Source organism: Mesorhizobium sp. M2A.F.Ca.ET.039.01.1.1 (genome assembly GCF_003998035.1).
Taxonomy (GTDB): Bacteria; Pseudomonadota; Alphaproteobacteria; order Rhizobiales; family Rhizobiaceae; genus Mesorhizobium.
Genome location: NZ_RZRY01000034.1, coordinates 1 through 22,374 on the forward strand (window position 1 = coordinate 1; position 22,374 = coordinate 22,374).

General features: G+C 64.8%; 21 protein-coding genes, 1 tRNA gene and 1 pseudogene. 11 read left to right on the forward strand and 12 right to left on the reverse strand.

Annotated features, from left to right (window positions below; all coding sequences use genetic code 11):
* The 4 genes and pseudogenes from EOA24_RS05330 to EOA24_RS05345 form a co-directional block, all read left to right on the forward strand.
* Positions 1 to 203, forward strand: a pseudogene (locus EOA24_RS05330) (amidase); the annotation flags it as partial.
* A 2-nt stretch (positions 204 to 205) separates the two neighbouring features.
* On the forward strand, positions 206 to 1,108 hold the full coding sequence (locus EOA24_RS05335; protein WP_042640557.1) for a LysR family transcriptional regulator: 903 nt from the start codon (positions 206 to 208) through the stop codon (positions 1,106 to 1,108).
* Positions 1,109 to 1,277: 169 nt separating this feature from the next.
* Positions 1,278 to 1,946, forward strand: a complete 669-nt coding sequence (locus EOA24_RS05340; RefSeq protein WP_126081493.1) for a DUF1007 family protein — start codon at positions 1,278 to 1,280, stop codon at positions 1,944 to 1,946.
* A 103-nt stretch (positions 1,947 to 2,049) separates the two neighbouring features.
* Positions 2,050 to 3,285, forward strand: coding sequence for a nickel/cobalt transporter (locus EOA24_RS05345; protein ID WP_245466957.1), 1,236 nt, complete (start codon positions 2,050 to 2,052; stop codon positions 3,283 to 3,285).
* A 193-nt stretch (positions 3,286 to 3,478) separates the two neighbouring features.
* On the opposite strand, the gene EOA24_RS05350 is transcribed toward EOA24_RS05345, so the two are convergent.
* Positions 3,479 to 4,051: a TetR family transcriptional regulator gene (locus EOA24_RS05350; RefSeq protein WP_126081491.1), complete on the reverse strand. Its 573-nt coding sequence runs from the start codon at positions 4,049 to 4,051 to the stop codon at positions 3,479 to 3,481.
* 76 nt (positions 4,052 to 4,127) lie between these two features.
* On the opposite strand from EOA24_RS05350, the gene EOA24_RS05355 reads away from it, so the two are divergent.
* Positions 4,128 to 4,877, forward strand: a complete 750-nt coding sequence (locus EOA24_RS05355) for an SDR family oxidoreductase (RefSeq protein ID WP_210211606.1) — start codon at positions 4,128 to 4,130, stop codon at positions 4,875 to 4,877.
* 108 nt (positions 4,878 to 4,985) lie between these two features.
* On the opposite strand, the gene denD is transcribed toward EOA24_RS05355, so the two are convergent.
* The 4 genes from denD to EOA24_RS05375 are packed head-to-tail and all read right to left on the reverse strand — an operon-like array spanning position 4,986 to position 7,902.
* Positions 4,986 to 5,960: a D-erythronate dehydrogenase gene (denD, locus tag EOA24_RS05360; protein WP_126081489.1), complete on the reverse strand. Its 975-nt coding sequence runs from the start codon at positions 5,958 to 5,960 to the stop codon at positions 4,986 to 4,988.
* Positions 5,961 to 5,962: 2 nt separating this feature from the next.
* On the reverse strand, positions 5,963 to 6,169 hold the full coding sequence (locus EOA24_RS05365; protein ID WP_126059583.1) for a hypothetical protein: 207 nt from the start codon (positions 6,167 to 6,169) through the stop codon (positions 5,963 to 5,965).
* 43 nt (positions 6,170 to 6,212) lie between these two features.
* Positions 6,213 to 7,202 (reverse strand): cation diffusion facilitator family transporter, encoded by a 990-nt coding sequence (locus EOA24_RS05370; RefSeq protein WP_126081488.1) that lies wholly within the window; start codon positions 7,200 to 7,202, stop codon positions 6,213 to 6,215.
* Positions 7,203 to 7,215: 13 nt separating this feature from the next.
* Positions 7,216 to 7,902 carry a GNAT family protein gene (locus EOA24_RS05375; RefSeq protein ID WP_126081487.1) on the reverse strand — a complete coding sequence of 229 codons (687 nt, stop codon included), beginning with the start codon at positions 7,900 to 7,902 and terminating at the stop codon, positions 7,216 to 7,218.
* Between the two features lie 82 nt (positions 7,903 to 7,984).
* On the opposite strand from EOA24_RS05375, the gene EOA24_RS05380 reads away from it, so the two are divergent.
* The gene (locus EOA24_RS05380) at positions 7,985 to 9,169 is read left to right on the forward strand and encodes a pyridoxal phosphate-dependent aminotransferase (protein WP_126081486.1); all 1,185 of its coding nucleotides are present in this window, start codon (positions 7,985 to 7,987) and stop codon (positions 9,167 to 9,169) included.
* A gap of 12 nt (positions 9,170 to 9,181) precedes the next feature.
* Here the strand turns inward: EOA24_RS05380 and EOA24_RS05385 are convergent, their stop codons facing one another.
* From EOA24_RS05385 to EOA24_RS05395, 3 genes are all read right to left on the reverse strand, one after another.
* Complete coding sequence (locus EOA24_RS05385) at positions 9,182 to 9,943, reverse strand: SDR family oxidoreductase (RefSeq protein WP_126081485.1); 762 nt, start codon at positions 9,941 to 9,943, stop codon at positions 9,182 to 9,184.
* Positions 9,944 to 10,183: 240 nt separating this feature from the next.
* Positions 10,184 to 10,915 (reverse strand): tellurite resistance TerB family protein, encoded by a 732-nt coding sequence (locus tag EOA24_RS05390; RefSeq protein ID WP_126081484.1) that lies wholly within the window; start codon positions 10,913 to 10,915, stop codon positions 10,184 to 10,186.
* Positions 10,916 to 11,027: 112 nt separating this feature from the next.
* Positions 11,028 to 11,957, reverse strand: a complete 930-nt coding sequence (locus EOA24_RS05395) for a rhodanese-related sulfurtransferase (RefSeq protein ID WP_126081483.1) — start codon at positions 11,955 to 11,957, stop codon at positions 11,028 to 11,030.
* A gap of 155 nt (positions 11,958 to 12,112) precedes the next feature.
* On the opposite strand from EOA24_RS05395, the gene EOA24_RS05400 reads away from it, so the two are divergent.
* Complete coding sequence (locus EOA24_RS05400; protein ID WP_126081482.1) at positions 12,113 to 12,751, forward strand: 2-dehydro-3-deoxy-phosphogluconate aldolase; 639 nt, start codon at positions 12,113 to 12,115, stop codon at positions 12,749 to 12,751.
* A 5-nt stretch (positions 12,752 to 12,756) separates the two neighbouring features.
* Here the strand turns inward: EOA24_RS05400 and EOA24_RS05405 are convergent, their stop codons facing one another.
* On the reverse strand, positions 12,757 to 13,506 hold the full coding sequence (locus EOA24_RS05405) for an SDR family oxidoreductase (RefSeq protein WP_126081481.1): 750 nt from the start codon (positions 13,504 to 13,506) through the stop codon (positions 12,757 to 12,759).
* 161 nt (positions 13,507 to 13,667) lie between these two features.
* On the opposite strand from EOA24_RS05405, the gene EOA24_RS05410 reads away from it, so the two are divergent.
* Positions 13,668 to 14,561, forward strand: coding sequence for an AraC family transcriptional regulator (locus tag EOA24_RS05410; RefSeq protein WP_126081480.1), 894 nt, complete (start codon positions 13,668 to 13,670; stop codon positions 14,559 to 14,561).
* A 92-nt stretch (positions 14,562 to 14,653) separates the two neighbouring features.
* Here EOA24_RS05410 and EOA24_RS05415 read toward each other — a convergent pair.
* The 3 genes from EOA24_RS05415 to EOA24_RS05425 form a co-directional block, all read right to left on the reverse strand.
* A tRNA-Gln gene (locus EOA24_RS05415) sits at positions 14,654 to 14,727 on the reverse strand.
* Positions 14,728 to 14,809: 82 nt separating this feature from the next.
* Complete coding sequence (locus EOA24_RS05420) at positions 14,810 to 16,669, reverse strand: DUF882 domain-containing protein (RefSeq protein WP_127409655.1); 1,860 nt, start codon at positions 16,667 to 16,669, stop codon at positions 14,810 to 14,812.
* A 377-nt stretch (positions 16,670 to 17,046) separates the two neighbouring features.
* Positions 17,047 to 18,594: a sigma-54 dependent transcriptional regulator gene (locus EOA24_RS05425; RefSeq protein ID WP_127257143.1), complete on the reverse strand. Its 1,548-nt coding sequence runs from the start codon at positions 18,592 to 18,594 to the stop codon at positions 17,047 to 17,049.
* Between the two features lie 156 nt (positions 18,595 to 18,750).
* On the opposite strand from EOA24_RS05425, the gene EOA24_RS05430 reads away from it, so the two are divergent.
* The 3 genes from EOA24_RS05430 to EOA24_RS05440 form a co-directional block, all read left to right on the forward strand.
* On the forward strand, positions 18,751 to 20,589 hold the full coding sequence (locus EOA24_RS05430; RefSeq protein WP_126081477.1) for a M3 family oligoendopeptidase: 1,839 nt from the start codon (positions 18,751 to 18,753) through the stop codon (positions 20,587 to 20,589).
* Positions 20,590 to 20,940: 351 nt separating this feature from the next.
* Entirely contained in the window at positions 20,941 to 21,633 is a 693-nt protein-coding gene (locus EOA24_RS05435) for a proton-conducting membrane transporter (protein WP_126081476.1), read from the forward strand.
* A gap of 149 nt (positions 21,634 to 21,782) precedes the next feature.
* Positions 21,783 to 22,374, forward strand: a 592-nt coding sequence (locus tag EOA24_RS05440) for a chorismate-binding protein (RefSeq protein WP_189353868.1), incomplete at its 3' end; no start/stop codon positions are given.

Genomic DNA, 22,374 nt, shown 5'->3' on the forward strand with positions numbered 1-22,374 from the left:
CCCCGGAACAGTTCCAGGCCTACCGCGAAAGGGCGCTGCATCTCTTATGCCTTTCGGGTCTTTCGGGCTTTCCGCAGATCACCTTGCCGATCGGCTCCGTCGACGGCGCGCCCTTCGGCCTGTCGCTGCTTGGGCCTTCCGGCAGCGACGTTGCCCTGATACGGCTCGGCCGCAAGATTCTCGACGCGGCACGAAAGGTCTGACCATGGATACATTGACCCGCATGCGCGCCTTCATCGACGTGGTCGAGGCGGAGGGCTTTTCGGCCGCGGCGCGCAAGATCGGCCGCTCCAAGGCGCTGTTGTCGAAATATGTGCGCGAGCTGGAGGACGAGCTCGGCGCGCTGCTCTTGAACCGCACCACGCGCCAGTTCTCGCTGACCGAGGCCGGCCACACCTATTATCAGCGCGCCTCGGAGATCGTGCGCGAGGTTGACAGCCTTGCCGAGGCGGTGCGCCAGTCTTCCGGCGACGTCCGCGGCAGGATCAAGCTGTCGGCCGCCCGCACCTTCGCCGACGCGCCGATCGGTCAGTCGCTGGTCGACTTCGCCAGGCAGCATCCCGACATCGTGCTCGACATCCATCTCGACGACCGCTTCGTCGACCTTGTCGAGGAAGGCTTTGACCTTGCCGTGCGCATCTCGCGGCTGGAGAACTCCTCGCTGATCGCCAGGCGGCTGGCGCCGTTCTCGGTCAGGCTGTGCGCGTCGCCGGAGCTGATCGCCAAGCATGGCGCGCCGACGCGCCCGCAGGATCTCGCAAACCTGCCCTGCATCGTCGACACCAACGGCCGCTCGCTGGCCAACTGGCGCTTCAAGGGCGAAGGCGAGGAATCCATCAGCGTCGCCGTTTCCGGGCCTATCGAGGTCAACAGCCCGATCGTGGCGAGAGCCGCCGCGCTCTCCGGCCTGGGCTTTGCCATGCTGCCCGATTTCATCGCCGCCCCCGACCTCGCGTCCGGCAAGCTGGTCACCGCGCTCGACGATCGCATCCTGGCCGGCACCGGCATCTTCGCCGTCTACCCGCACCGCCGCTATTTGCCGGCCAAGGTGAGGGTCTTCGTCGACTTCCTGGTGCACTGGTTCAGGACGCGCGACACGGGCGCCTGAGCGAGCGTCCCAATTTCGCCCCCTTTCTGCTAACTCTGGGCTCGCTCCCGAGAGCAATTCCAGGAAAAGTGCGTAGCGGTTTTCCGTCCGGAATTGCGCAAAACAAATTATTAGAGCGGGTCAGCGTGGAACGCAGAACCGCTCTAAGTCAATGGAATCGCGGCACGGAATGCATCTGAAACGGCAAGCAACCATGCTGGCTTCGGCCCTTGCGGCCATATTGGCCTCGGTAGAGCAGGCTGAAGTCCATCCGCATGTCTTCGCCGAAGCCCGGCTCGACGTCATCCTCAGCCAGGATCACCAAAGTGTGACGGCGCTGCGCCACCTTTGGCGCTTCGACGACCTGTTTTCGAGTACAGTGATGATGGAGTTCGACAAGAACTCCGATCTGAAGCTTGACGACAAAGAGCTCAAGGAAGTGGCCGACACCGTCCATTCCTCGCTGGCCGAGTTCAACTACTTCCAGCTCGTCACCCAGGACGGCAAGGACGTGCCCATGGTGCCGCCGCCGCATCTGATGGCGAATTTCGACAACGATCAGTTGATCATCCTGTTCGAGTCGCAGCCGAAGACGCCGATCAAGCTTGCCGGCAAGGTCGACATCGGTGTCTACGATCCGACCTTCTACACCGCGATCGACTTCACCGACGACGCCAACATGACCGTCGAAGGCCTGCCCTCGACCTGCACCAAGAAGGTCATCCGTCCGGATCCGGACGAGGCGATCAAGGAAAACCAGAAGACCCTGACGGACGCGTTCTTCAACGATCCGACAGGCACGGACATGAGCAAGATCTTCGCCACCAAGCTCGAATTGGACTGCCCGCCGGAAGGATGATTTGGTGATGAAACCGTCGTTACGCGCAAGCAGGTTCCGCAAAAGTGTCGCACGGTTTTGCGATCGGAACCTGCGGCAGACAAGGGAATCCAAGCGGATATTCGTGGGGCATCCCACGAATATCCGCTTGGCGCTTGGCCTGCTGGCCGCCACATTGGTGATCGCCCACCTGCCCGGCGCCGCGCATGCGCAAAGCTCGCTCGGCATCGGCACCAATGACGGCATGGCGCCGACCACCACAGGTCCGTTCGCCCATATCCTGATGTGGATCAATCTCAGGCAGCAGGAATTCTATCACTCGCTGGCGGCGGCCATGAAGGCGATGCGTCAGGACGGCAGCAAGCTCTGGCTGCTGATCGGCCTGTCCTTCGCCTATGGCATCTTCCATGCCGCCGGCCCCGGCCACGGCAAGGCGGTGATCTCTTCCTACATGGTCGCAAACGAAGTGGCGCTGAGGCGCGGCATCCTGCTTTCCTTCGTTTCGGCGCTGCTGCAGGGCCTGACGGCGGTGGTCGTCATGGTGCTTGCCTATTTCGTGCTGCGCGGCACCGCCATCTCGATGACCGACGCCGCCTGGTTCCTCGAAATCTCCAGCTTCGTGCTGGTCACCTTGTTCGGCGCCTGGCTGCTTTGGCGCAAGCTCGGTCCATCGGCGCTGCGCCTGTTCGGCAGAGCGCCCGCCTACAGCCTGTCGGCCGCCCATGCCGGCCATTCGCATGGCGGGCACTCCCGCGCGCACGCTCACGCGCATTCCCACGCTCACGCGCATTCCCATGCCGGCCATGCTCATGCGCACGCGCACGCCGCGCATTCCCATGCCCTCCACGTGCATGACGATCATGATCATGACCATACACATAGCCATGATCACGGCGCGCACGATCTCCATCATCACGACCATGCCGCGCACAGTCACAGTCATGAACATCAGCATCACGACCATGGCCCGGGCGAAGTCTGCGAGACCTGCGGCCATTCGCATGCGCCGGATCCGGCGATGCTGTCAGGCGACCGCTTCGACTGGAAGACCGCCTGGTCGGCGGTGGCCGCCGTGGGCATCCGCCCCTGCTCCGGCGCGCTGATCGTGCTGAGCTTCGCGCTGCTCAACGGACTGTGGCTGGGCGGGCTGCTGTCGGTGCTGGCGATGTCGATCGGCACCGCGATCACCGTCTCGGCACTGGCGACGATCGCCGTGCTGGCGAAGAACTGGGCCGTCTACTTCGCCGGCGACGGCCGCATCGGCAACCATATCCATTCCATCGTCGAGATCGGCGGCGCCGCCTTCATTTTCATCGTCGGCTTGCTGCTTCTGTCGGCCAGCCTGTCGGGCGGCGTCTGAAGTGCCGACGATGGAGGAAGGACGCGCGCGGCCGTCAATGTCAGGCTGGCCGATCCCGAAGCGGTCGCCGGACTGGCGGTAATCGCGTCTATGGCCTGAACAGCTTCGATGTCATCCGGTTGCGCGAGCGGAACAGCTGTCGGTATGCAACGCAATAATGGAGGGGGCGCCTTCGCGCGGCGTCCGGTCCAACTCAGAGCCAGCCCATGCGCACGGCGGCGGCAATTCTTTCATTATCGCCATTGGCCAGAAGGTCGATCAGCAGGCCGCGTATCGTTGCGAGTATACGGGTAGCCCGCGCCTCGGCCTCGGCTCGCGGGAGCTGCGTCTGGGTGTCGATCAGCAGGTCCAGCCAGTCCTGGGCCGCTTCCGCCGCGAATCCCGCCCACGGACCGGGCTTATGGCTGAAAGAAAGCAGGAACGCCTCATAGGTGAGCCTGACCATCGGACGTTGCTCGGGCGCGGACATCCATGCCCACAATCGCCCGGCCGTTTCTTCGAGGCCATGGCTTCGGCCCTCGGCCGCGAGCGCGACAGTCAGTTGCGCGATCTGTTCGGTGCGCGCCCGGACCAGCAGTTCGCGCAGCAGCTTCTCCTTACTGCCGAACAGATAGAGCAGCACACGGGGACTGGAGCCAATGGCGGCCGCCAGCGGGCGCAACGACAATCCATTGAGACCATGGTCGAGCACATAGGCATAGCTGGCATCGAGCAGTTCCGCCCGGCGGAGGGAGGGTTCGGCAGTCACTGCTTCATGCCCGGCCATCTTGCGCTCCTTTCATGCCCGCTGTAATACCTAACTGAAACGGTCGTTTCAGTCGAGGTATTCGATGGCGTGCAGCATGAGCTTCTCGCTTGCCGGCCGAACCGCCCTGGTGACAGGATCGGTGCGTGGGCTCGGGCTCGAGATGGCGCGCGGCCTGGCCGAAGCCGGCGCCCGCGTGATCCTGAACGGGCGCGAGCCCGCCACGCTCGAGGCAGCCATCGCCGGAATGCGGGACCAGGGCCTGGATGCGCATGGCGCGCCGTTCGACGTCACTCGGCGCGACGCCGCGCAGCAGGCGCTTGCCGGGCTGGGCGACATCGACATCCTCGTCAACAATGTCGGCCGTCGCGATCGCCGCGGCTTCGACGCCATGTCGCCGGAGGAATTCGGCGCCATGCTCGACGGCCACCTGGTTTCCGCCTATGCGATGAGCCAAACGGTCGCCCGTGCCTTGATCCGCCGCGGCGCGCCGGGCCGGATCATCAATGTTTCCTCCGTCATCGCGCAACTCGGCCGGGCCGGAGACGTCGCCTATCCCGCGGCCAAGGCCGGTATCGACGGCCTGACCCGGGCGCTCGCCGTCGAACTCGGCGGCCACGGGATCACCGTGAACGCCGTCGCCCCCGGAACCTTCGCGACCGAGGTGAATGCCGGCCTCGCCGAGGATCCGGATTGGGCGCGCTGGCTGAAGACACGCACGGCACTCGGCCGCTGGGGAAAGCCGGAGGAGATCGCCGGCATCGTGGTTTTTCTCGCCAGCGACGCGGCTTCCTTCGTCACTGGCCAGACAATCGCCGTGGACGGTGGCATCACCACGACATTTTGACAACGCAGGTGACTGGGCGTTCCTTCGCCTTCACTCCCTACGATCGAATTAATTGCAGAGAGGCGGGTAAAGGTTATCTCGGGAAAGCTGTGACCCCTTAGAGTTCACCTAAGCGACCGTTTTGCCGAGCTCATCTTCGATATGAGCTTGGATGATCTCGTCGAAGTTCTTCTCGGCGGCAAAGCCGAGCTCCCGCGCCCGCCTTGCCTCGAACCGTGTCGGCCAGCCTTTGACGATTGCCCAGATGGTCTCGTCGGGTTGCTCGCGGATCCGCTTCGCGACTTCGGCGCCGGCAATGCGCTCCAGCGCCTCGATCTGCTCGCCGACGGTGACGGCGACTCCGGGCATGGTGAGGTTGCGACGCGGTCCGACCTTGTCGCCGTCGATTTCGGCCGCATGGATCAGGAAATTGACCGCCGAGCGCGGGCTGGCATGGGTGTGCAGCACTGAGCGCGGCACCGGCAGGATCGCCTCCTGCCCGGCGAGCGGCTCGCGGATGATGCCTGAGAAAAAGCTGGAGGCTGCCTTGTTCGGCTTGCCGGGGCGCACGCAGATCGTCGGCAGCCGGATGCCGATGCCGTCGAAAAAGCCGCGCCGCGTGTAGTCGGCGAGCAGCGCTTCGCTCATCTGCTTCTGCGTGCCGTATGAGGTGAGCGGCGTCGGATGGAACTCGTCCGGAATGACATCCGGAAAGGGCGCGCCGAAGACCGCGATCGACGAGGTGAACACGAGGCGCGGCGCGAAGGCCGCCAGCCGCACCGCGTCGAACAGCGCGCGCGTGCCGTCGAGATTGACCCGGTAGCCGAGATCGAAATTGGCTTCCGCTTCGCCCGAGACGATGCCCGCCAGGTGGAAGATCACGTCCGGGCGCGGAGCCACGAGGGCCGCCATGGCGCCGGGCGCGGATAGATCGCCGGTGTGGATCGAGACATCGACGCCTGTGAGCGCCGGCGGCTGCGGCGCCACGATGTCATGCAGGTCGAGCGCCGTGATCTTGCGCCCGCGCAAGGCGCTGTCCTTGGCCAGCCGCGCTATAAGCTTGCGGCCCACCATGCCGGCCGCGCCCGTGATCAGAATTCTCATCTTCAGAGACCTTTCTTGCGTTGGCTGCGTCCGCGCAGCCATAGGACGACGAACAGCCCGACCATGAAGACCACCGCGATGACGGCCGCCAGCACCGTCGACACCTTGCCCGCGGCCAGCATGATGGCCGGCAGGAAATAGGCGGCGAGACCGAACACGAGCAGTATCACAGCCGCGGCAATCGCCGCGTTGCGTGTGTCACGATCCATCAGCAGACTTTCCTGGCTTCGAGGCTGTTAGGCATAATCCTGATCAGTGATAGTGCCGGCGATCGGCAGGCGCGCCATGCGTATGATCGCGATCATGGTGATGGCCATGCTCGTCATGACTGTCGGCGCATTGCCCGAATTCCGGTTCGACGGTGGCATGATCGATGCCGTGCTTGGCGGCAAGCCGTTTCTTGATGGCGCTCACCGCCACATGCGGATCGACGCCGTCATTCAGGCAGGCATGCAGCGTCGCCATGTTGGAGGTGCCGTCGAGCGACCAGACATGCATATGATGCACCTCGCGCACGCCCTTGACCGCGCCTTCGATGTCCTTGGCGATCATATCGCGATCGAGGCTTGCCGGCACGCCTTCGAGCAGGACATGCGCCGCCTCGCGCATCAGCGACCATGCCGTCGACAGGATGAGCAGCGACACTAGGACGGAGAGGACAGGATCGATCGGCGTCCAGCCGGTTGCCAGGATGATGAGGGCTGCCGCGATTGCCGCGGTGGAGCCGAGCAGGTCGCCCAGCACATGCAGGATCGCGCCGCGCATGTTCAGGCTCTCGCGGTCGCCGCCATGCAGCACGAAGAAGGAGGCGATGTTGACCAGCAGGCCTGCCACCGCCACCACCAGCATCGGCCCGCCAAGCACGGGCGCCGGGTTCATCAGCCGCCCCCAGGCCTCGTAGACGATCCAGAGCGCGATGACGAAGATGGCGATGCCGTTGGTGTAGGCGACCAGCGTCTTCACCCGGCCGAAGCCATAGGTCAGACGGCCGGTGGCCGGGCGTCCGGCGAGATGGAAGGCATACCAGGCAAGACCGAGCGCGATCGAATCGGCAAGCATATGGCCGGCGTCCGCGAGCAGCGCCAGCGATCCGGTGAGCAGCCCGCCGAGCGCCTCGGCGACCATGAAGCCGCCGGTCAGGCAGGCCGCGATCAGCACCCGTTTCTTGTCGGTCGAGCCATGCACATGCCCAGCGCCGTGGCTATGACCGGCGGAACCGTGATCATGCGAACCGTGCGCCATCGTCAAACTCCTGTTACCCTCCGAAGTCGGCGCGAAAATCCTCAAGCCGCCGCTTCTGGCCGCCTTCGTCATCGAAATTCGCTGGATCGAGCCAGCCCTCATAGGCTTTGCGCAAGGCCGGCCACTCCTTGTCGATGATTGAATACCACGCCGTATCGCGGTTTTCACCTTTGACCACAAGGTGCTGGCGGAAGATGCCTTCGAACTTGAAGCCGAAGCGCTCGGCAGCGCGCTTCGAGGGCTCGTTGCGGTTGTTGCACTTCCACTCGTAGCGGCGATAGCCGAGATCGTCGAAGAGATATTTCGCAAACATGAACTGCGCCTCGGTCGCCGCCGGCTTGCGCGAGATCAGTGGACCCCAGTAGATGTTGCCGATTTCCCCGACGCCGTTGGCGACGTCGATGCGCATCAGCGTCTGGCGCCCGGCGATCTTGCCGCTCGCCTTGTCGATGACGGTGAAGAACAGCGGATCCTCGCTCGCTTCCGCCTTGTCGAGCCACGGCTGGAAGGCGGCGCGGGTCTCCGGCGGGTAGTCGGGCAGCCAGGCGAAACGTCCGCCGACATCCGAAACCGACGAGGCCTCGTAGAGGCCGTCGCCGTGCTTTGCCGCGCTCAGCGGCTCGAGCCTGACTGTGCGTCCCTCGATCGCCTTGCGTTCCGGCCGTGGGCGCGGCTGCCAATTCTTCAGATCTTCCGACACCGACCACTCCAATCCGTTGACTTTTCCCAGCGGACGGTCACAAAAACGCTCGCTCACAGAAAGAACCACAGGGACGGGAAAAATGCTCCACACGATCGCGGCCATCGACCGCCTTGGCGAGGAAAATGCCTTCGCGGTGCTGGCCAGGGCCACCGCGCTTGCCCATCAGGGCCGCGACATCATCAATCTCGGCATCGGCCAGCCCGACTTCAAGACGCCGCAGCACATCGTCGAGGCGGCGATCAAGGCGCTGCGCGACGGCCACCACGGCTACACGCCGGCAAACGGGCTGCTCGCCACCCGCGAGGCCGTCGTGCGCCGCACGCTGACCACCACCGGCGTCGAGGTGTCGCCTGAGAATGTGATGATCCTGCCCGGCGGCAAGCCGACCATGTTCGCCGCGATCCTGATGTTCGGCGAACCGGGTACTGAGATCCTCTACCCCGATCCCGGCTTTCCGATCTACCGCTCGATGATCGAGTTCACCGGCGCCACGCCGGTGCCGGTGCCGATCCGCGAGGAGAACGGCTTTGCCTTCTCGGCCGACGAGACGCTGGCGCTGATCACGCCCCGGACCAGGCTGCTCATCCTCAACTCACCCGCCAATCCGACCGGCGGCGTCACGCCGCGCGCCGAGATCGAGAAGCTGGTCAAGGGCCTGGACAAGCATCCTGAGGTCGCCGTCATGTCCGACGAGATCTACGACGTCATGACCTATGATGGCGAGAAGCACTGCTCCCTGCTCAACTTCCCCGAAATCCGCGACAGGCTGATCGTGCTCAACGGCTGGTCGAAGACCTGGGCGATGACCGGCTGGCGCATGGGCTGGTCGATCTGGCCGAACGGCGACAAGGGCGCCCATCTCTACGACAAGGTGCGCAAGCTGGCCGTCAATTGCTGGTCTTGCGTCAACGCGCCGAGCCAGTTTGCCGGCATCGCCGCGATCGACGGTCCGCAGGACGATGTCGAGAAGATGATGCGCGCCTTCGACAACCGCAGGAAAATCGTCGTCGAGGGCCTGAACGCGCTCCCCGGCATCTCCTGCATCACGCCGAAGGGCGCCTTCTACGCCTTCCCCAACGTGTCGAAGACCGGCTGGAAGGCCAAGAAGCTCGCCTCGGCGCTGCTGGAGGATGCCGGCGTGGCGCTGATCGGCGGCCCCGATTTCGGCGTGCTCGGCGAAGGCTATATCCGGCTTTCCTACGCCAATTCCGAGGAGAACATCCTGCGCGCGCTGGAGCGGATCGAGGCATTTCTAAAGAAGTGAGCCGTCAGGCGCTTATCCGCGCCCGACAAACGGCATCTTCGTCGCCATCACCGTCATGAACAGCACGTTGGCGTCGAGCGGCAGGCTGGCCATATGCAGCACCGCGTCGGCGACGCGTTGCACGTCCATCACCGCCTCGGCGGCGATCGAGCCATTGGCCTGCGGCACGCCCACCGTCATCGGCTGCGCCATCTCGGTCAGCGCATTGCCGATATCGATCTGGCCGCAGGCGATGTCGAAGGGCCGGCCGTCGAGCGCCAGCGTCTTGGTGAGACCGGTGATGGCGTGCTTGGTCGCCGTATAGGGCACGGAACCCGGGCGCGGCGCATAGGCCGACACTGAGCCGTTGTTGATGATACGGCCGCCCATCGGCTTCTGCCTCCGCATGGCGCCGAAGGCGGCGCGCGCGCACAGGAACGCGCCGGTGAGGTTGACGCCGACGACATCGTTCCAGACCTCGACCGGGATCTCGTCGATCAGCGTCGACTTGTAGCCCATGCCGGCATTGTTGAAGAGCAGGTCGACGCGGCCGAAGGCCTCGAGCACGGTCTCGAACATGTCGTCGACTTCCGCCGCCTTGCTGATGTCGCAGGCGACTGCCAATGCCTTGGCTTGCGTCTTGCCCGCATCGGCGATCGCCTCTTCCAGCACCGTCTTGCGCCGGCCGCAGAACACCGTGTTCCAGCCTGCCTGGAGCAGCGCGGTGGCGACGCTCTTGCCGATGCCGGTGCCGGCTCCGGTAACGATGGCGGTCTTCTCTGCTATGGCGGTCATCGTCGTCCTCCCGGTCATGCTCGGAAAGACGTGGCATCGCAAATGCCGGGGATCATGGCAAGCCGCTATTGGCGACAAACAAGAGGCCAACAAAAAGGGCGGCCATTGGCGACCGCCCCGATCTGAACCGCGCTTGGGAGGAGGAAAAGCCGGTCCGACTGATTAGAATGATGCGCTTGCTGAGTTAACGAGGGATTAACGACCGGCAAGGCGGTGCGCAGCGGCGTTTACCAACATGGTTCACCACGGCGAGCTAGGCGCGCTGCCGGCCGGCACCTTTGCCGCCGAGACAGTCGCCTCGACATGATCGACCAGGGCATCCGGCAGGCCGAGCCGACCGGCAAGCAGGTCGAGATAGCCGCGCTCGGCGCGCGTGTCGGGATCGATGGTCAGACGCGAGGCGGTGTAGAGTTCCAGCTTCTGCGCATCGGTCTTGGCGCCGGCGACCAGCGTGTCGAGATCGAGTGGCCTTTCGAGCTCGGCAAGCAGGAACTTTTCCGCTTCCGCGCCGATGCCGGCGAGCTTGAGCTTGTCGGCGATCTTCTTGCGCTCTTCGTCGTCGATATGGCCATCGGCCTTCGCCGCCGAGATCATCGCTCGGACCAGCGTCAGCGTGAACTCGGCCTCGCCTTGCGGTGCCTGTGCAGGATCGAAAGCGGTATCGGCCGGCGGCGGGAGCAGTTCAGGCTCGCCGGACGCGGGCGCCTGCGCCGGCTCGTTGCCGGCCTTGTAATTCTGATAGGCCTTGTAGGCGAGGCCGCCGATCGCCGCCAGGCCGCCGAGCTTGATGGCCGCGCCCGTCACCTGCCGTCCGGTGCCGGTGCCGAGCAGCACGGCGGCAAGCGCTCCGGCAGCCAGCGGATTGTCCTTCGCCATCTGCGCCGCCTGCCCCGCCTTGTCGCGAACGGTCGAGCCCGTGCCGGGAATCTGCGATCCGAGAAGGTCGTCGAGCAGCTTCTTGGGGTCGAGCATCAATGCCTCCAGAATTGGCCCGGCCGAATGGGCGGGCATGGTTTCGGACCGGCAACAGGTAGGCCCCGCGGTTTGACATTACAATGACGGAGCAGGTTTTGCGCGTGAGGCTTTAGCTGCCGATATGGCGCTTGCCGCCGCGCGCCTGCGCAAGTTCGACCTGACGGTGGCGTTCGGCGTAGCGCTCGCGGTCCGCATCGGACCGCGTTTCGAAACAATGCGGGCATGAAACGCCGGTCGCGTATTTCGGCGACAGCCGGTCCTCGACCGTCAGCGGATGCCGGCAGGCGCGGCAGAGCTCCGCCTCGCCCTCGGTCAGGCCATGCGAGACGGACACCCGCTCGTCGAACACAAAACACTCGCCCTGCCACAGGCTCTCTTCGGCCGGCACCTCTTCGAGATATTTCAAGATACCGCCCTTGAGATGGAAGACGTTCTTGAGGCCGAGCGACTTCACATAGGCTGTCGCCTTCTCGCAGCGAATGCCGCCGGTGCAGAACATCGCCACTTTGCGGCCTTCGAGCTCTTCACGGTGCTCTTCCACCCAGGCCGGGAACTCGCGGAAGCTGGAGGTCCTCGGGTCGACCGCGCCCGTGAAGGTGCCGAGCGAGACTTCATAGGCGTTGCGCGTGTCGATGACGACGGTGTCGGCGTCCGAGATCAGCGCATTCCAGTTGGCCGGCGCGACATAGGTGCCGGCGCTGGTTGCCGGATCGATATCCTCGACGCCCATGGTGACGATCTCCCGCTTCAGCCGCACCTTCATGCGGTGGAACGGCATCTCGGCGGCGCTGCTGTATTTGACTTCCAGCCCGGCAAGGCCTTCGATGGCCTGCAGATGGTCCACAAGCGCGGCAATCGCTTCCTCGCTGCCGGCAACGGTGCCATTGATGCCTTCATGCGCCAGAAGCAGTGTGCCCTTGATGCCGCGCCCGCAACAGAAGGCGGCGAGCGGCGCGCGCAGGGCCTCGTATCCGTCGAGCCGCGCGAATTTGTAAAGCGCGGCGACCTGGATGGGCTGAAATTCCTTGGTTGTCGTCATGGCCATGCCACTAGACTGTGGTCAAAGCGGTTTCAAGGCAAAGGAAGTTCAGGCGACGCACGATCCGCCGCGCGGCATCGCGACACGCCGGGCTTCGTGGACTTGGACGGACCCTTCTGCTAATCGGTTTAAAACATAGAAACGGAGACCAGCACATGACCAGCAAGACCGAAAAGCTCCTGTCGCTCCTCAACGGTCAGCCGGTCATCCCGGTGCTCAAGATCGCCAATGTCGCCGATGCCGTGCCGCTCGCTCGCGCTTTGTCGCGCGGCGGGTTGCGGGCCATCGAGATCACACTGCGCACCGCCGACGCGCTGGAAGCGATCCGACGCGTCGCGGCCGAGGTCGAGGACGCGATTGTCGGCGCCGGCACCATCCTCGATGCCAGGCAGTTCGAAGAAGCAGCCCGCGCCGGCTCGACATTCATCGTCAGCCCCGGCATCACCAGCCAGCTTCTCGAGGCGGCCAAGGACAGCCCCGTGCCGCTGCTGCCCGGCGCGATCACGCCCGGCGAGATCATGGCCGCGCGCGAAGCCGGCCTGCGCTTCCTGAAGTTCTTCCCGGCCGAGCAGTCCGGCGGCATCGCTTCGCTGAAAGCTTTCGCCTCGCCGCTGGCGGACGTGAAATTCTGCCCGACCGGCGGCATAATGGCCAAGAACGCCGCCGACTATCTGAGCCTGCCCAACGTCATCTGCGTCGGCGGCTCCTGGGTGGCGCCCGACGATCTCATCAAGGCCGGCAAGTGGGACGAGATCGAAGCGCTGGCGCGTGACGCGAGCAAGCTCAAGAAGTAATCAACTTACCAGGGCAGCGGGCCGTTCTCATCGAAGTAACCGCCTGTCGGTCCACCAGGCTCCAGCGTCGCCAGCCGCACGATGATCTCGACCGCCTGCTGCACCGTGCGGCCGCCTCTGTGGGCGTTGAGGTCCGTCGCGGTGTAGCCGGGAGCGGCGGCATTGACCATGATGCCGTGCGGCGCAAGTTCCCTGGCGAAGGCGAGCGAAATGGCGTTGAGCGCGGTCTTCGAGCTGCCATAACCCATGACGTTGGGCGACTGGCTGTTGCCGGACGCGCGCGCCAGCGATCCGAGATAGCTGCTCACCATGACGATGCGGGCGGCGGGAGATGCCAGGAGCAGCGGCAGGAATGCCTGGGTGACCCGCACCGACCCGAAGACGTTGACGTCATAGGTAGCTTTCATGTCCGCGATGTGCTCCTGGCTCGGCGGTGGCTGATAGCGACCGTCCGGGGCCAGCGCCTCGACATAGCCGGGTGCGATGCCGGCATTGTTGACCAGCACATCCAGGCCGGGCGCCCGCGCTGCGACAGTCTTGGCCGCGGCCGCCACGCTGTCGTCGATGGCGACATCGAGCGCGAGCCACTCGACATCAAACCCCTCATCACGCAATGCCTGCGCCGCGGTCTCGCCACGTTCGGCGTCGCGCGCGCCGAGCCACACCTTGTAATCCAGTGCCGCCAGCCGCCGGACGGTCTCACGACCGATGCCCTTGTTGGCGCCGGTCACCAGCGCGTTCTTTCTCGTCGTCATGTCCATGTCTCCTTCGATGACCCAGAGATGACGTGAACCGGCTCGCTTCGCGCGCCAAAAGCTCTCAGCCTCTTGCCTAATCCTCTCAGGTTCGTGTCTTCGCGGGCGCGTCAGCGCCTCGCTTGGTTGCTTGGCCGCGATGGATCGGCAATGCTGGAAAGATGAGTGACATATTGCAGGAATTGGTCGCCATGGCCGGGCGCCACGCGCGGGGGCGGCGGACGAAGACGGCCATTCCGCGCGTCACCATCGGCCGCAGCGAGCTTCCGACGCCGCCGCTGCCCGAGCTCTGCCAGCCGACCGCGCTTCTGGTCCTGCAGGGGACCAAAACGGTGCTGATCGGCGACCGCACGCTTGCCTACAGCGCCGGCAGCTATTTCGTCTACGCGGTGGAGGCGCCCGCCACCAGCCAGTTGATCGAAGCCAGCAGAGCCTGTCCCTACATGGCTCTCGCCTTCGCCATCGATATCGAGCTGATCGCCGGGCTGCTTATCGACCATCGACCGGCGATAGACGGCGACAGCTTCGTCACCAACCCGGCCGATGACGACTTGCTCGACGCCTGGCGACGGCTGCTGCGGCTGCTCGATCGGCCGGAAGAGATTCCGGTTCTCGCGCCCATGCTCGAACGCGAGATCGCGTTCAGGCTCTTGCAAGGCCCGCAGGGCGAAAAGCTGCGCCAGCTCGCGCGCGCCGATGGCCGCCTGTCGCAGATCCGCCGCGCCACCGCCTGGATCCGGTCGCATTACAACGAGCCGATCGATGTGACGCAGCTGGCCGAGCTCTCGCATATGAGCAACGCCGCCTTTCATCGCCATTTCAAGGCGGCGACCGCGATGAGCCCGATCCAGTATCAGAAGCAGCTCCGCCTTTTGGAAGCGCGCCATCTGCTGATTGCCCAACCGGGCAGCGCGGCGCAGGTTGCTTTCACCGTCGGCTACGAAAGCGCCTCCCAGTTCAGCCGCGAATATGCGCGCCAGTTCGGGCTGCCTCCGGCGCGTGACGCCGCGCGGCTTCTGGCCATGGGCGAAGCGGCCGCGCTGGAAATCGACTGAACATTAAAATACGGCCGGCTGGGCGCCCACCTCCTCACGGGAAGTTCAAGCCGATGCAGCTTGCGCAATGCCAGATAACGCCAACCGATGACTGGTTCCCGCTCATGGATTCGAACCACGATTCACGCCTTCAAAGGGCGCTGTCCTACCATTAGACGAAGCGGGAGGCTGACGGTCTGGGCGCGACATGAAAAACAAAAGCCGCGCTTCAAGTCCAGCGCGGCTTCTCTTCGGTGTCTCTCAAATGGCTACTTCGTCTGGAAACGGGCGACCGAGAGGAACTTCACCGCATTGCCGCTGAAACGGCTGGCATCTTGCATCTCGCCACTCGTTTGGAAGCCGGCGGTGTACACTTCGCTCGGTGGCGTATGCACGATGTTGTAGGCATAGCGCGGCGCCGTCGTCGGATCGGAAACCGAAGCAATGTTCACGCCGCTGCCCAGCGCCCAGCGCGCGGCCTGCGGCGCTGCCGCCACCACCACGGCCTTCGGTCCCGGCTTGAGGTCGCGCGACGACGCTCTGCCTTCCTTGGCCGTCGTCTTCACGCCGGCGCCGATCGCATTCGTGGGATCGCTGCCTGCCGGAAGGGCGGCGATGGCCTGGCGTGGCGAGGCAGCATCGGCCCTCGACGGATCGTTGAACGCCGAGCGCGGCTCCGGCTGCGTCAGCGACGCAAGCTGGTATTCGGCGCCGGCGCCGCCAGCCTCGACGGTCGCGTTGGCCTGTTCGAGAACGGCCTTGACCTCATCCTGCTTGCCGGGCTGCGGCCGGGCGGTCGGCAGCACGGAGAACGCGTCGGTCGCGCTCTTGTCCTGCGAAGCCGTTTCGGCCAGCGCCAGAAGCACGTTCTTATCCTTCGACGCCAATTCGGCCGGCGTCGAGCGATCTGGGCGCCAGGTCGGAAGCGGGATGTTGTTGACCGCCACCTGCGCCGGATCGGTGCCAGCGGCCTCGGCCGCGCTGGCGGCGCCGAACGGAACCTTGTCAGGCAAGGGCGTCTGCGCCGTCGAAACCACCTGCTCGGTCGTCGCCGAGGCATCCGCCACGGCAAACGGCACATTCTGTGGCGCCTGCTGGCCGACATCGACCTTCGGACGCGGCGCGAAGTCGGGCAGCGGGACTTCCTTGGGCGGCAGCGCCGCGATGATCGTCTCGGGCGTATCCTGCTGCGGCTGCTGCTGATCGTCGGCGCTGTCATCCGCGATCTGCGGGACGTTGGCGCGCTTGGCATCCTTCGGCGAAACGATCGCGATACCCGGGAGGTTGCTGTTGCGGGCCGTCGCGGCGCTCGCGACCTGAACCTGCTTCACGGCTTTCTGCTGAGGCGCCGGAGCGCTTTCATCGGCCGCGTCATCGGCCTCGTCGGCGCCACCGCCGAACAAGGCGGCAAGCAATCCGCCGGACCGCTTGGTCGAGCCGCCGGCGCTGGCCAGTTCGATGTTCGGGGTGCCGGCGCCCTTGCGCGCCTGATAGGCGGCCAGCGCCTGCTCATAGCCAGGCAGCGGACGCCCGTCGCTCGGCACATGCAGCGTCTTGCCGTTCGGGAACAGGCTGACCAGTTCCTGGCGGCTGATGCCCGGCCAGTGGCGCACATTGCCGACATCCATATGGACGAAGGGTGAGCCGGAGGTCGGGTAGTAGCCGACGCCGCCGCCCTGCATCTTGAGGCCAATGTTGCGCAGCTTCTTCAAAGGCACGCCGGGAATGTAGAAGTCCATCGCCTTGCCGAGCATGTGCTGGCTTTTCTCGGCGACGCCGCGGCTGCGCGAACGCAGCATCGCGTTGGTCGACGGCGAACGATAGCCGCAGACGACCTGGATGTAGTCGGTCGCGCCGGCTTCGCGATAAGCTTCCCAGACGAGGTCGAGCAGCCGCGGGTCCATCTTCGTCGGCTCGTTGCGGCGCCAGTCACGCAGGATGATGTTGATCTTGCGCAGGCCTTCCGGATCGTAGCGGCCATTGCGCTTGTAGACGATCTCGGCCTTCTCGTGCGTGTGCAGGTGATAGAGCTTGAGCGTACGAACCTCAGCCCTGGCGCCCGACATTGCCGCGGACAGAAACCCGACAGCCAAAATCACAAACGTCAGCCACCTCGGCCAGACGCTCATGTGAAAATGCCGCCCGTTTGTGTGTCGTTCGACTTTGTTCAAATCAACTGGCTTTCAGGCTGCCGTTTGTCCCCGGATTTGACCAAACGGATGCGTCGTTTTCACATCCGAATATCGATCCTAATGGTTAATCATCGTTTATTGAAGCCGAAATGCGGTAACACCGTGGCGATATCCCGTCAAAAATGATGCACAGCATTTCGTGGTAAACCGCTGGTTTAGATCAAGAATCCGGCCCCGGCCAGAACACGATCTGTTACCGTTAGCGTTAATGCGTGATCCTCGGCAACGCCAACCGCTGAAAACCCTGCGTTTTCACGTCAAAAGCGACAATTTGACTCGGATTTTAGGCGCGCAAGCTGTTCGAGGCCTGCCTGTCACGAGGCAAGCCGGTCCACGCGACCAGCTTCGGGATCAATGCCATATTCCTTCAACTTGCGGTAGAGGGTTGAACGGCCGATGCCCAAACGGCGCGCGACTTCGCTCATCTGGCCATTATAATGATCGATCGCCAGCTTGATCATCTCGAGCTCGACATCGGCCAGCGCCCGTACATTGCCGCGCTCGTCCAGCGCCCGAAGCGTTCCGAACCGCGGCTGCGGCCGCGCCGGTGACTCGCCGTCGGCAAAGGCGGACCCCATTTTCTCGGCAATCGCCTCATCCGCCGGATTGGACGCACCCTCGACCGTTTCGGCGACGGTGGATGTCGTTTCCGCTGCGAGATCGACCGTGCCTTCCACCTGGGCCCGGATCTGCGGGAACTCCTCCTCGGTCAGCACGTCGCCCTCGGCAAGCACCGACGCGCGGAAGACTGCATTCTCCAGTTGGCGGATGTTGCCCGGCCAGTCATAGGCCTGCAGCATCGCAAGCGCTGGCGCCGATATGCCGGCAAGGCGCCGGCGCGGATCGGCCGGCGCGACCTTTTCCATGAAGTGCCGGACCAGATAGGGAATGTCGTCGCGGCGGTCGCGCAGCGGCGGCACGAAGATCGGATAGACGTTCAGCCGGTAGAACAGGTCCTCGCGGAACTTGCCGTCCTTGACCTGCTGCAGAAGGTTGCGGTGCGTGGCCGAGATCAGGCGGATGTCGACCTTGACGGTCGAGCGGCCGCCGACCGGATCGACCTCGCCCTCCTGCACGGCGCGCAGCAGCTTGACCTGGACGTCGAGCGGCAGATCGCCGATCTCGTCGAGGAACAGCGTGCCGGAATTCGCCTCGACGAATTTGCCCGTATGCTTCTCGGTAGCGCCGGTGAAGGACCCCTTCTCGTGGCCGAACAGGATCGATTCGACGAGATTGTCCGGGATGGCGCCGCAATTTACGGTGACGAACGGCTTCGAACGGCGATCGCTGCTGCCCTGAATGGCGCGCGCCACCAGTTCCTTGCCGACGCCGGATTCGCCCTCGATCAGGATCGGGATGTTGGACGCCGCCGCCTTCTGCCCGAGGCGGATCACCCGGTCCATTGCCGGGCTGCGCGTGATCATGTCCTTGAAGGTGAGATGGCCGCCGCCGCGTCGCCGCGACGCGCGCTTCATCTCGTCCTCGACGGCTTCCACCTTGAGCGCGTTGGAGATCGCGGTCTGCAGCCGGTCGGGCGACGCCGGCTTGACGACGAAGTCGAAGGCGCCGTGCCGCATCGCCGAAACGACCGTCTCGATGCCCCCCTGCGCCGTCTGCACGATGACGGGAATGTTGATGCCGCGCTCGCGCATCGCCTTCAGCACACCGATGCCGCCTAGGCCGGGCATGACAAGGTCGAGAATGACGACGGAGACCTCGCGCGCGTTCGGCCCGTCGAGCACGTCGAGGCCGGCCTCGCCGCTATCGGTGACGATCGCGGTGTGCCCGAACTTGGTCAGCGCGGTCTCGACCAGCCTGCGCTGCACCGGATCGTCATCGACTATGAGTATGGAACCTGTCATGACTGTTTGAGTTTTCCGCCCGAGAAAATCCCCATGGATCATCTTGGCACAGGGTTCTAAATAAGGTTTCAAAAAACCCGGTGAACGAATTCCTTAGGATTTGACCGGCTTCCTCCTTCCCTCTGATTTGGCACCGATTCAAAGAAGGTATTGCTGATGCGCATGGAATTTGGTCATCGGCTTGCGGCGCCAGCGTCCGGACACGGCGCGGCGGAGCTTGGCGATCTGCCGGAGTGGAATCTCGCCGATCTCTATTCCGGCATGGAAGCGCCCGAATTGAAGCGCGACATCGCCAAAGCGGCCAGCGACGCCATCGCCTTCGAGACCCGCTGGAAAGGCACGCTGGCCACGGAAGCCGGGCGCGGCGGCGCCGGCCGGCTGGGCGAGGCGCTGCAAGCCTATGAGGCGCTCGAGGAACTGATCGGCCGCATCGTCTCCTATGCCGGCCTCGTCTATGCCGGCAACACCGCCGATCCGCAGCGCGCCAAGCTCTATGGTGACGTCCAGGAAAAGATGACGGACGCGAGCGCCCATCTTCTGTTCTTCGCGCTCGAGCTCAACCTGATCGACGATGCGGCGATCGAAAGCGCTCTGGCCGCCGACAAGGCCTTCGGCCACTACCGGCCCTGGGTGCTCGACCTCAGGAAGGACAAACCCTACCAGCTCGAGGATCGCGTGGAGCAATTGTTCCACGAGAAGTCGGTCACCGGGCGCGGCGCCTGGAACCGCCTGTTCGACGAGACGATGACCGATCTGCGCTTCGACGTCGACGGCGAGGAGCTGACGCTTGAGCCGGCGCTCAACCGGCTGCAGGATTCGAATGGCGAGGTGCGCCGCCGCGCCTCCGAGGCGCTGGCCGCCACGTTCCGCAAGAACCTGCGCACCTTCACCCTCATCACCAACACGCTGGCCAAGGACAAGGAAATCTCCGACCGCTGGCGCGGCTTCCAGGATATCGCCGACTCGCGCCACCTCGCCAACCGCGTCGAGCGCGACGTGGTCGACGCGCTGGCCGCGGCAGTGCGCGAGGCCTATCCGCGGCTGTCGCACCGCTACTATGCGATGAAGGCGCGCTGGCTCGGCATGGAGGTGATGAACCACTGGGACCGCAACGCGCCGCTGCCGGAGACGCCGAAGGCGGTGATCCGCTGGGACGACGCCAGGGACACGGTGCTCTCCGCCTACAAGCGCTTCTCGCCCGACATGGCAGAAATCGCGCGCGGCTTTTTCGATCGCAGATGGATCGACGCGCCGGTGCGGCCGGGCAAGTCGCCCGGCGCCTTCGCCCACCCGACGGTGCCGTCGGCGCATCCTTACGTGCTGCTCAACTATATGGGCAAGCCGCGCGACGTGATGACGCTGGCGCATGAGCTCGGTCATGGCGTGCACCAGGTGCTGGCCGCGGGCCAGGGCGCGCTGATGGCCTCGACGCCGCTGACGCTGGCCGAGACCGCCTCCGTCTTCGGCGAGATGCTGACCTTCCGCTCGCTGCTCGAACAGACCAGTGACAGACGCGAGCGCAAGGCCATGCTCGCTCAGAAGGTCGAGGACATGATCAACACGGTCGTGCGCCAGATCGCCTTCTACGAGTTCGAGCGCAAGGTGCATACCGAGCGCAAGAACGGCGAGCTGACCTCGGACAGGTTGGGCGAATTCTGGCTGGAGGTGCAGGCCGAAAGCCTGGGACCGGCGATCAAGCTGCGCGACGGCTACGAGGTCTTCTGGACCTATATCCCGCACTTCATCCATTCGCCCTTCTATGTCTATGCCTATGCCTTCGGCGACTGCCTGGTGAACTCGCTCTACGCCGTCTACCAGAACGCCGAGCGGGGATTTCAGGAGAAGTATTTCGAGATGCTGCGCGCCGGCGGCACCAAGCATCACTCCGAACTCCTGGCTCCCTTCGGCCTCGACGCCACCGATCCCGCGTTCTGGCAGATCGGCCTTGGCGTGATCGGTTCGCTGATCGACGAGTTGGAGGCGCTGGACAAGTGAACAGCAACGAAGCGTGCATCGATAGCTATAGTTTAGCCGAGACGCATATTAGCCGGACTCTATTCTTGCCCTAAATAGCTGTTCTTGAATAACTCTCCGGCGCATTTTCAACTGGCTTTCGACGAGCCATATGATAGCGTCCGGCCTCAAGCTCAGCTGGACGCATCGCGCAGGCCAGAGATGCCTGCCGCTCCGCTACGGCGAATGCGATGATGGCCGTCGGTCCGGACAAGACCGAACGCCGATGGCTCGATTGAAGCCGGCGGTTCCACCGAACACGGAACCTTTGACGATTCTTGACGGCAAGCGTGCCCTCCCAGCCGCGGCCGACGGACCGGACTGGAGAGGGAAATGAGCACTTTCTTCTACATGCTCCTGGCGTTCGTTGTGGGTATCCTGGCTGGCTGGTTCATCTGGGGCCGCCTGCGCGGCGAGCTCGACAGTCTGCGTGGCGATCTCGACCGCACCCGAAGCGAGCGCGACAGGCTGCGCGCCGATAACGACCGGCTCAAGGGCGAGCTCGATGCCTGCGGCAGTGCCCGCGCCAATCTCGAAAGCCGGCTGCGTAACGCGCCTGCCGCCAAGGCCGGCGCCGACAAGGCCGCCACGCCGGCGCCAGCGGCGCTCGTGTCGACCCCGGTGAGCGCGAAGGCCGCTCCGGCGAAGCCCGCCGCCGCGAAGAAGCCGGCGGCCGCGAAAACCGCGGCAGCGAAGCCCGCGGCCAGGGCAGCCGCGCCGAAGAAGACGGCTCCCGCCAAGAAAGCTGCCGCGCCGAAGGCCGCGGCCGGCAAAGCCGACAATCTGCGTCGCCTCATCGGCATCGGCCCGGTCAACGAAACGCTGCTCAAGGGCCAGGGCGTCACCACCTACGCCCAGATCGCAGCCTGGACCGACGCCGACGTCAAACGCATCGAGGAGGTGCTCAATTTCGACGGCCGCATCGCGCGCGAGAAATGGATCGAGCAGGCGAAATTACTGGCCGCCGGCGACGAGGCCGGGTTCGCGCGCCAGTTCCCGACAGCCGGTACCGTAAGCAACACCTGAATATCCGTCTGGTTGGTACGAGGCGCCCGCATGGGGCGCCGTCTTTATTTTGGCCAGCCGCCTTTGCGTCGCTCGACGCCGTTCCCTCGATTGCGCGTCCCCGGGCCCCCATATAGACCGGTCGACTGAATTGTCCGCTTCCGAGGCTCATGCCCCTGCCCGCAGCCATATTCCGCAATGACGAGAGCGCGCGTCAGCTGGTGTTCGACCGGCCGCACGAGATCATTCTCGCGCGCACTGCGGAGGAGTTCGCGCCGGCGCTCGAGCGAGCCCAGGCTGCTTCCGACGCCGGCAAATGGCTGGCAGGCTATTTCTCCTACGAGGCCGGCTACCTGCTCGAGCCTAAACTGGTGCCGCTGCTGCCCGAAGGCCGCCGCGCGCCGCTGGTCTGTCTCGGCGTCTTCGATGCGCCCGACGAGCAAGAGGTCCCGCAATCGCGGGCGTCCGCCAGCAACGGCCCGATCTTCGATGCCAGGGCAACGTGGTCCGCCGAGGACTATGCCGGCCGCTTCGCGCGCCTTCACAACCACATCCGCAAGGGTGACTGCTATCAGGGCAACCTCACCTTCCCGGTCCGCGCGCAATGGTCCGGCGATCCGCTTGCCGCCTTCGACGCGCTGACCGAGCGCCAGCCGGTCAAATACGGCGCGCTGATCTCGCTCGTCGATCCGGAAGAACAGTTCGGGCGAGCGCGACAGGACGATCGGATCGCCGAGCGAGATCAGCGCGCCGTATTTGACC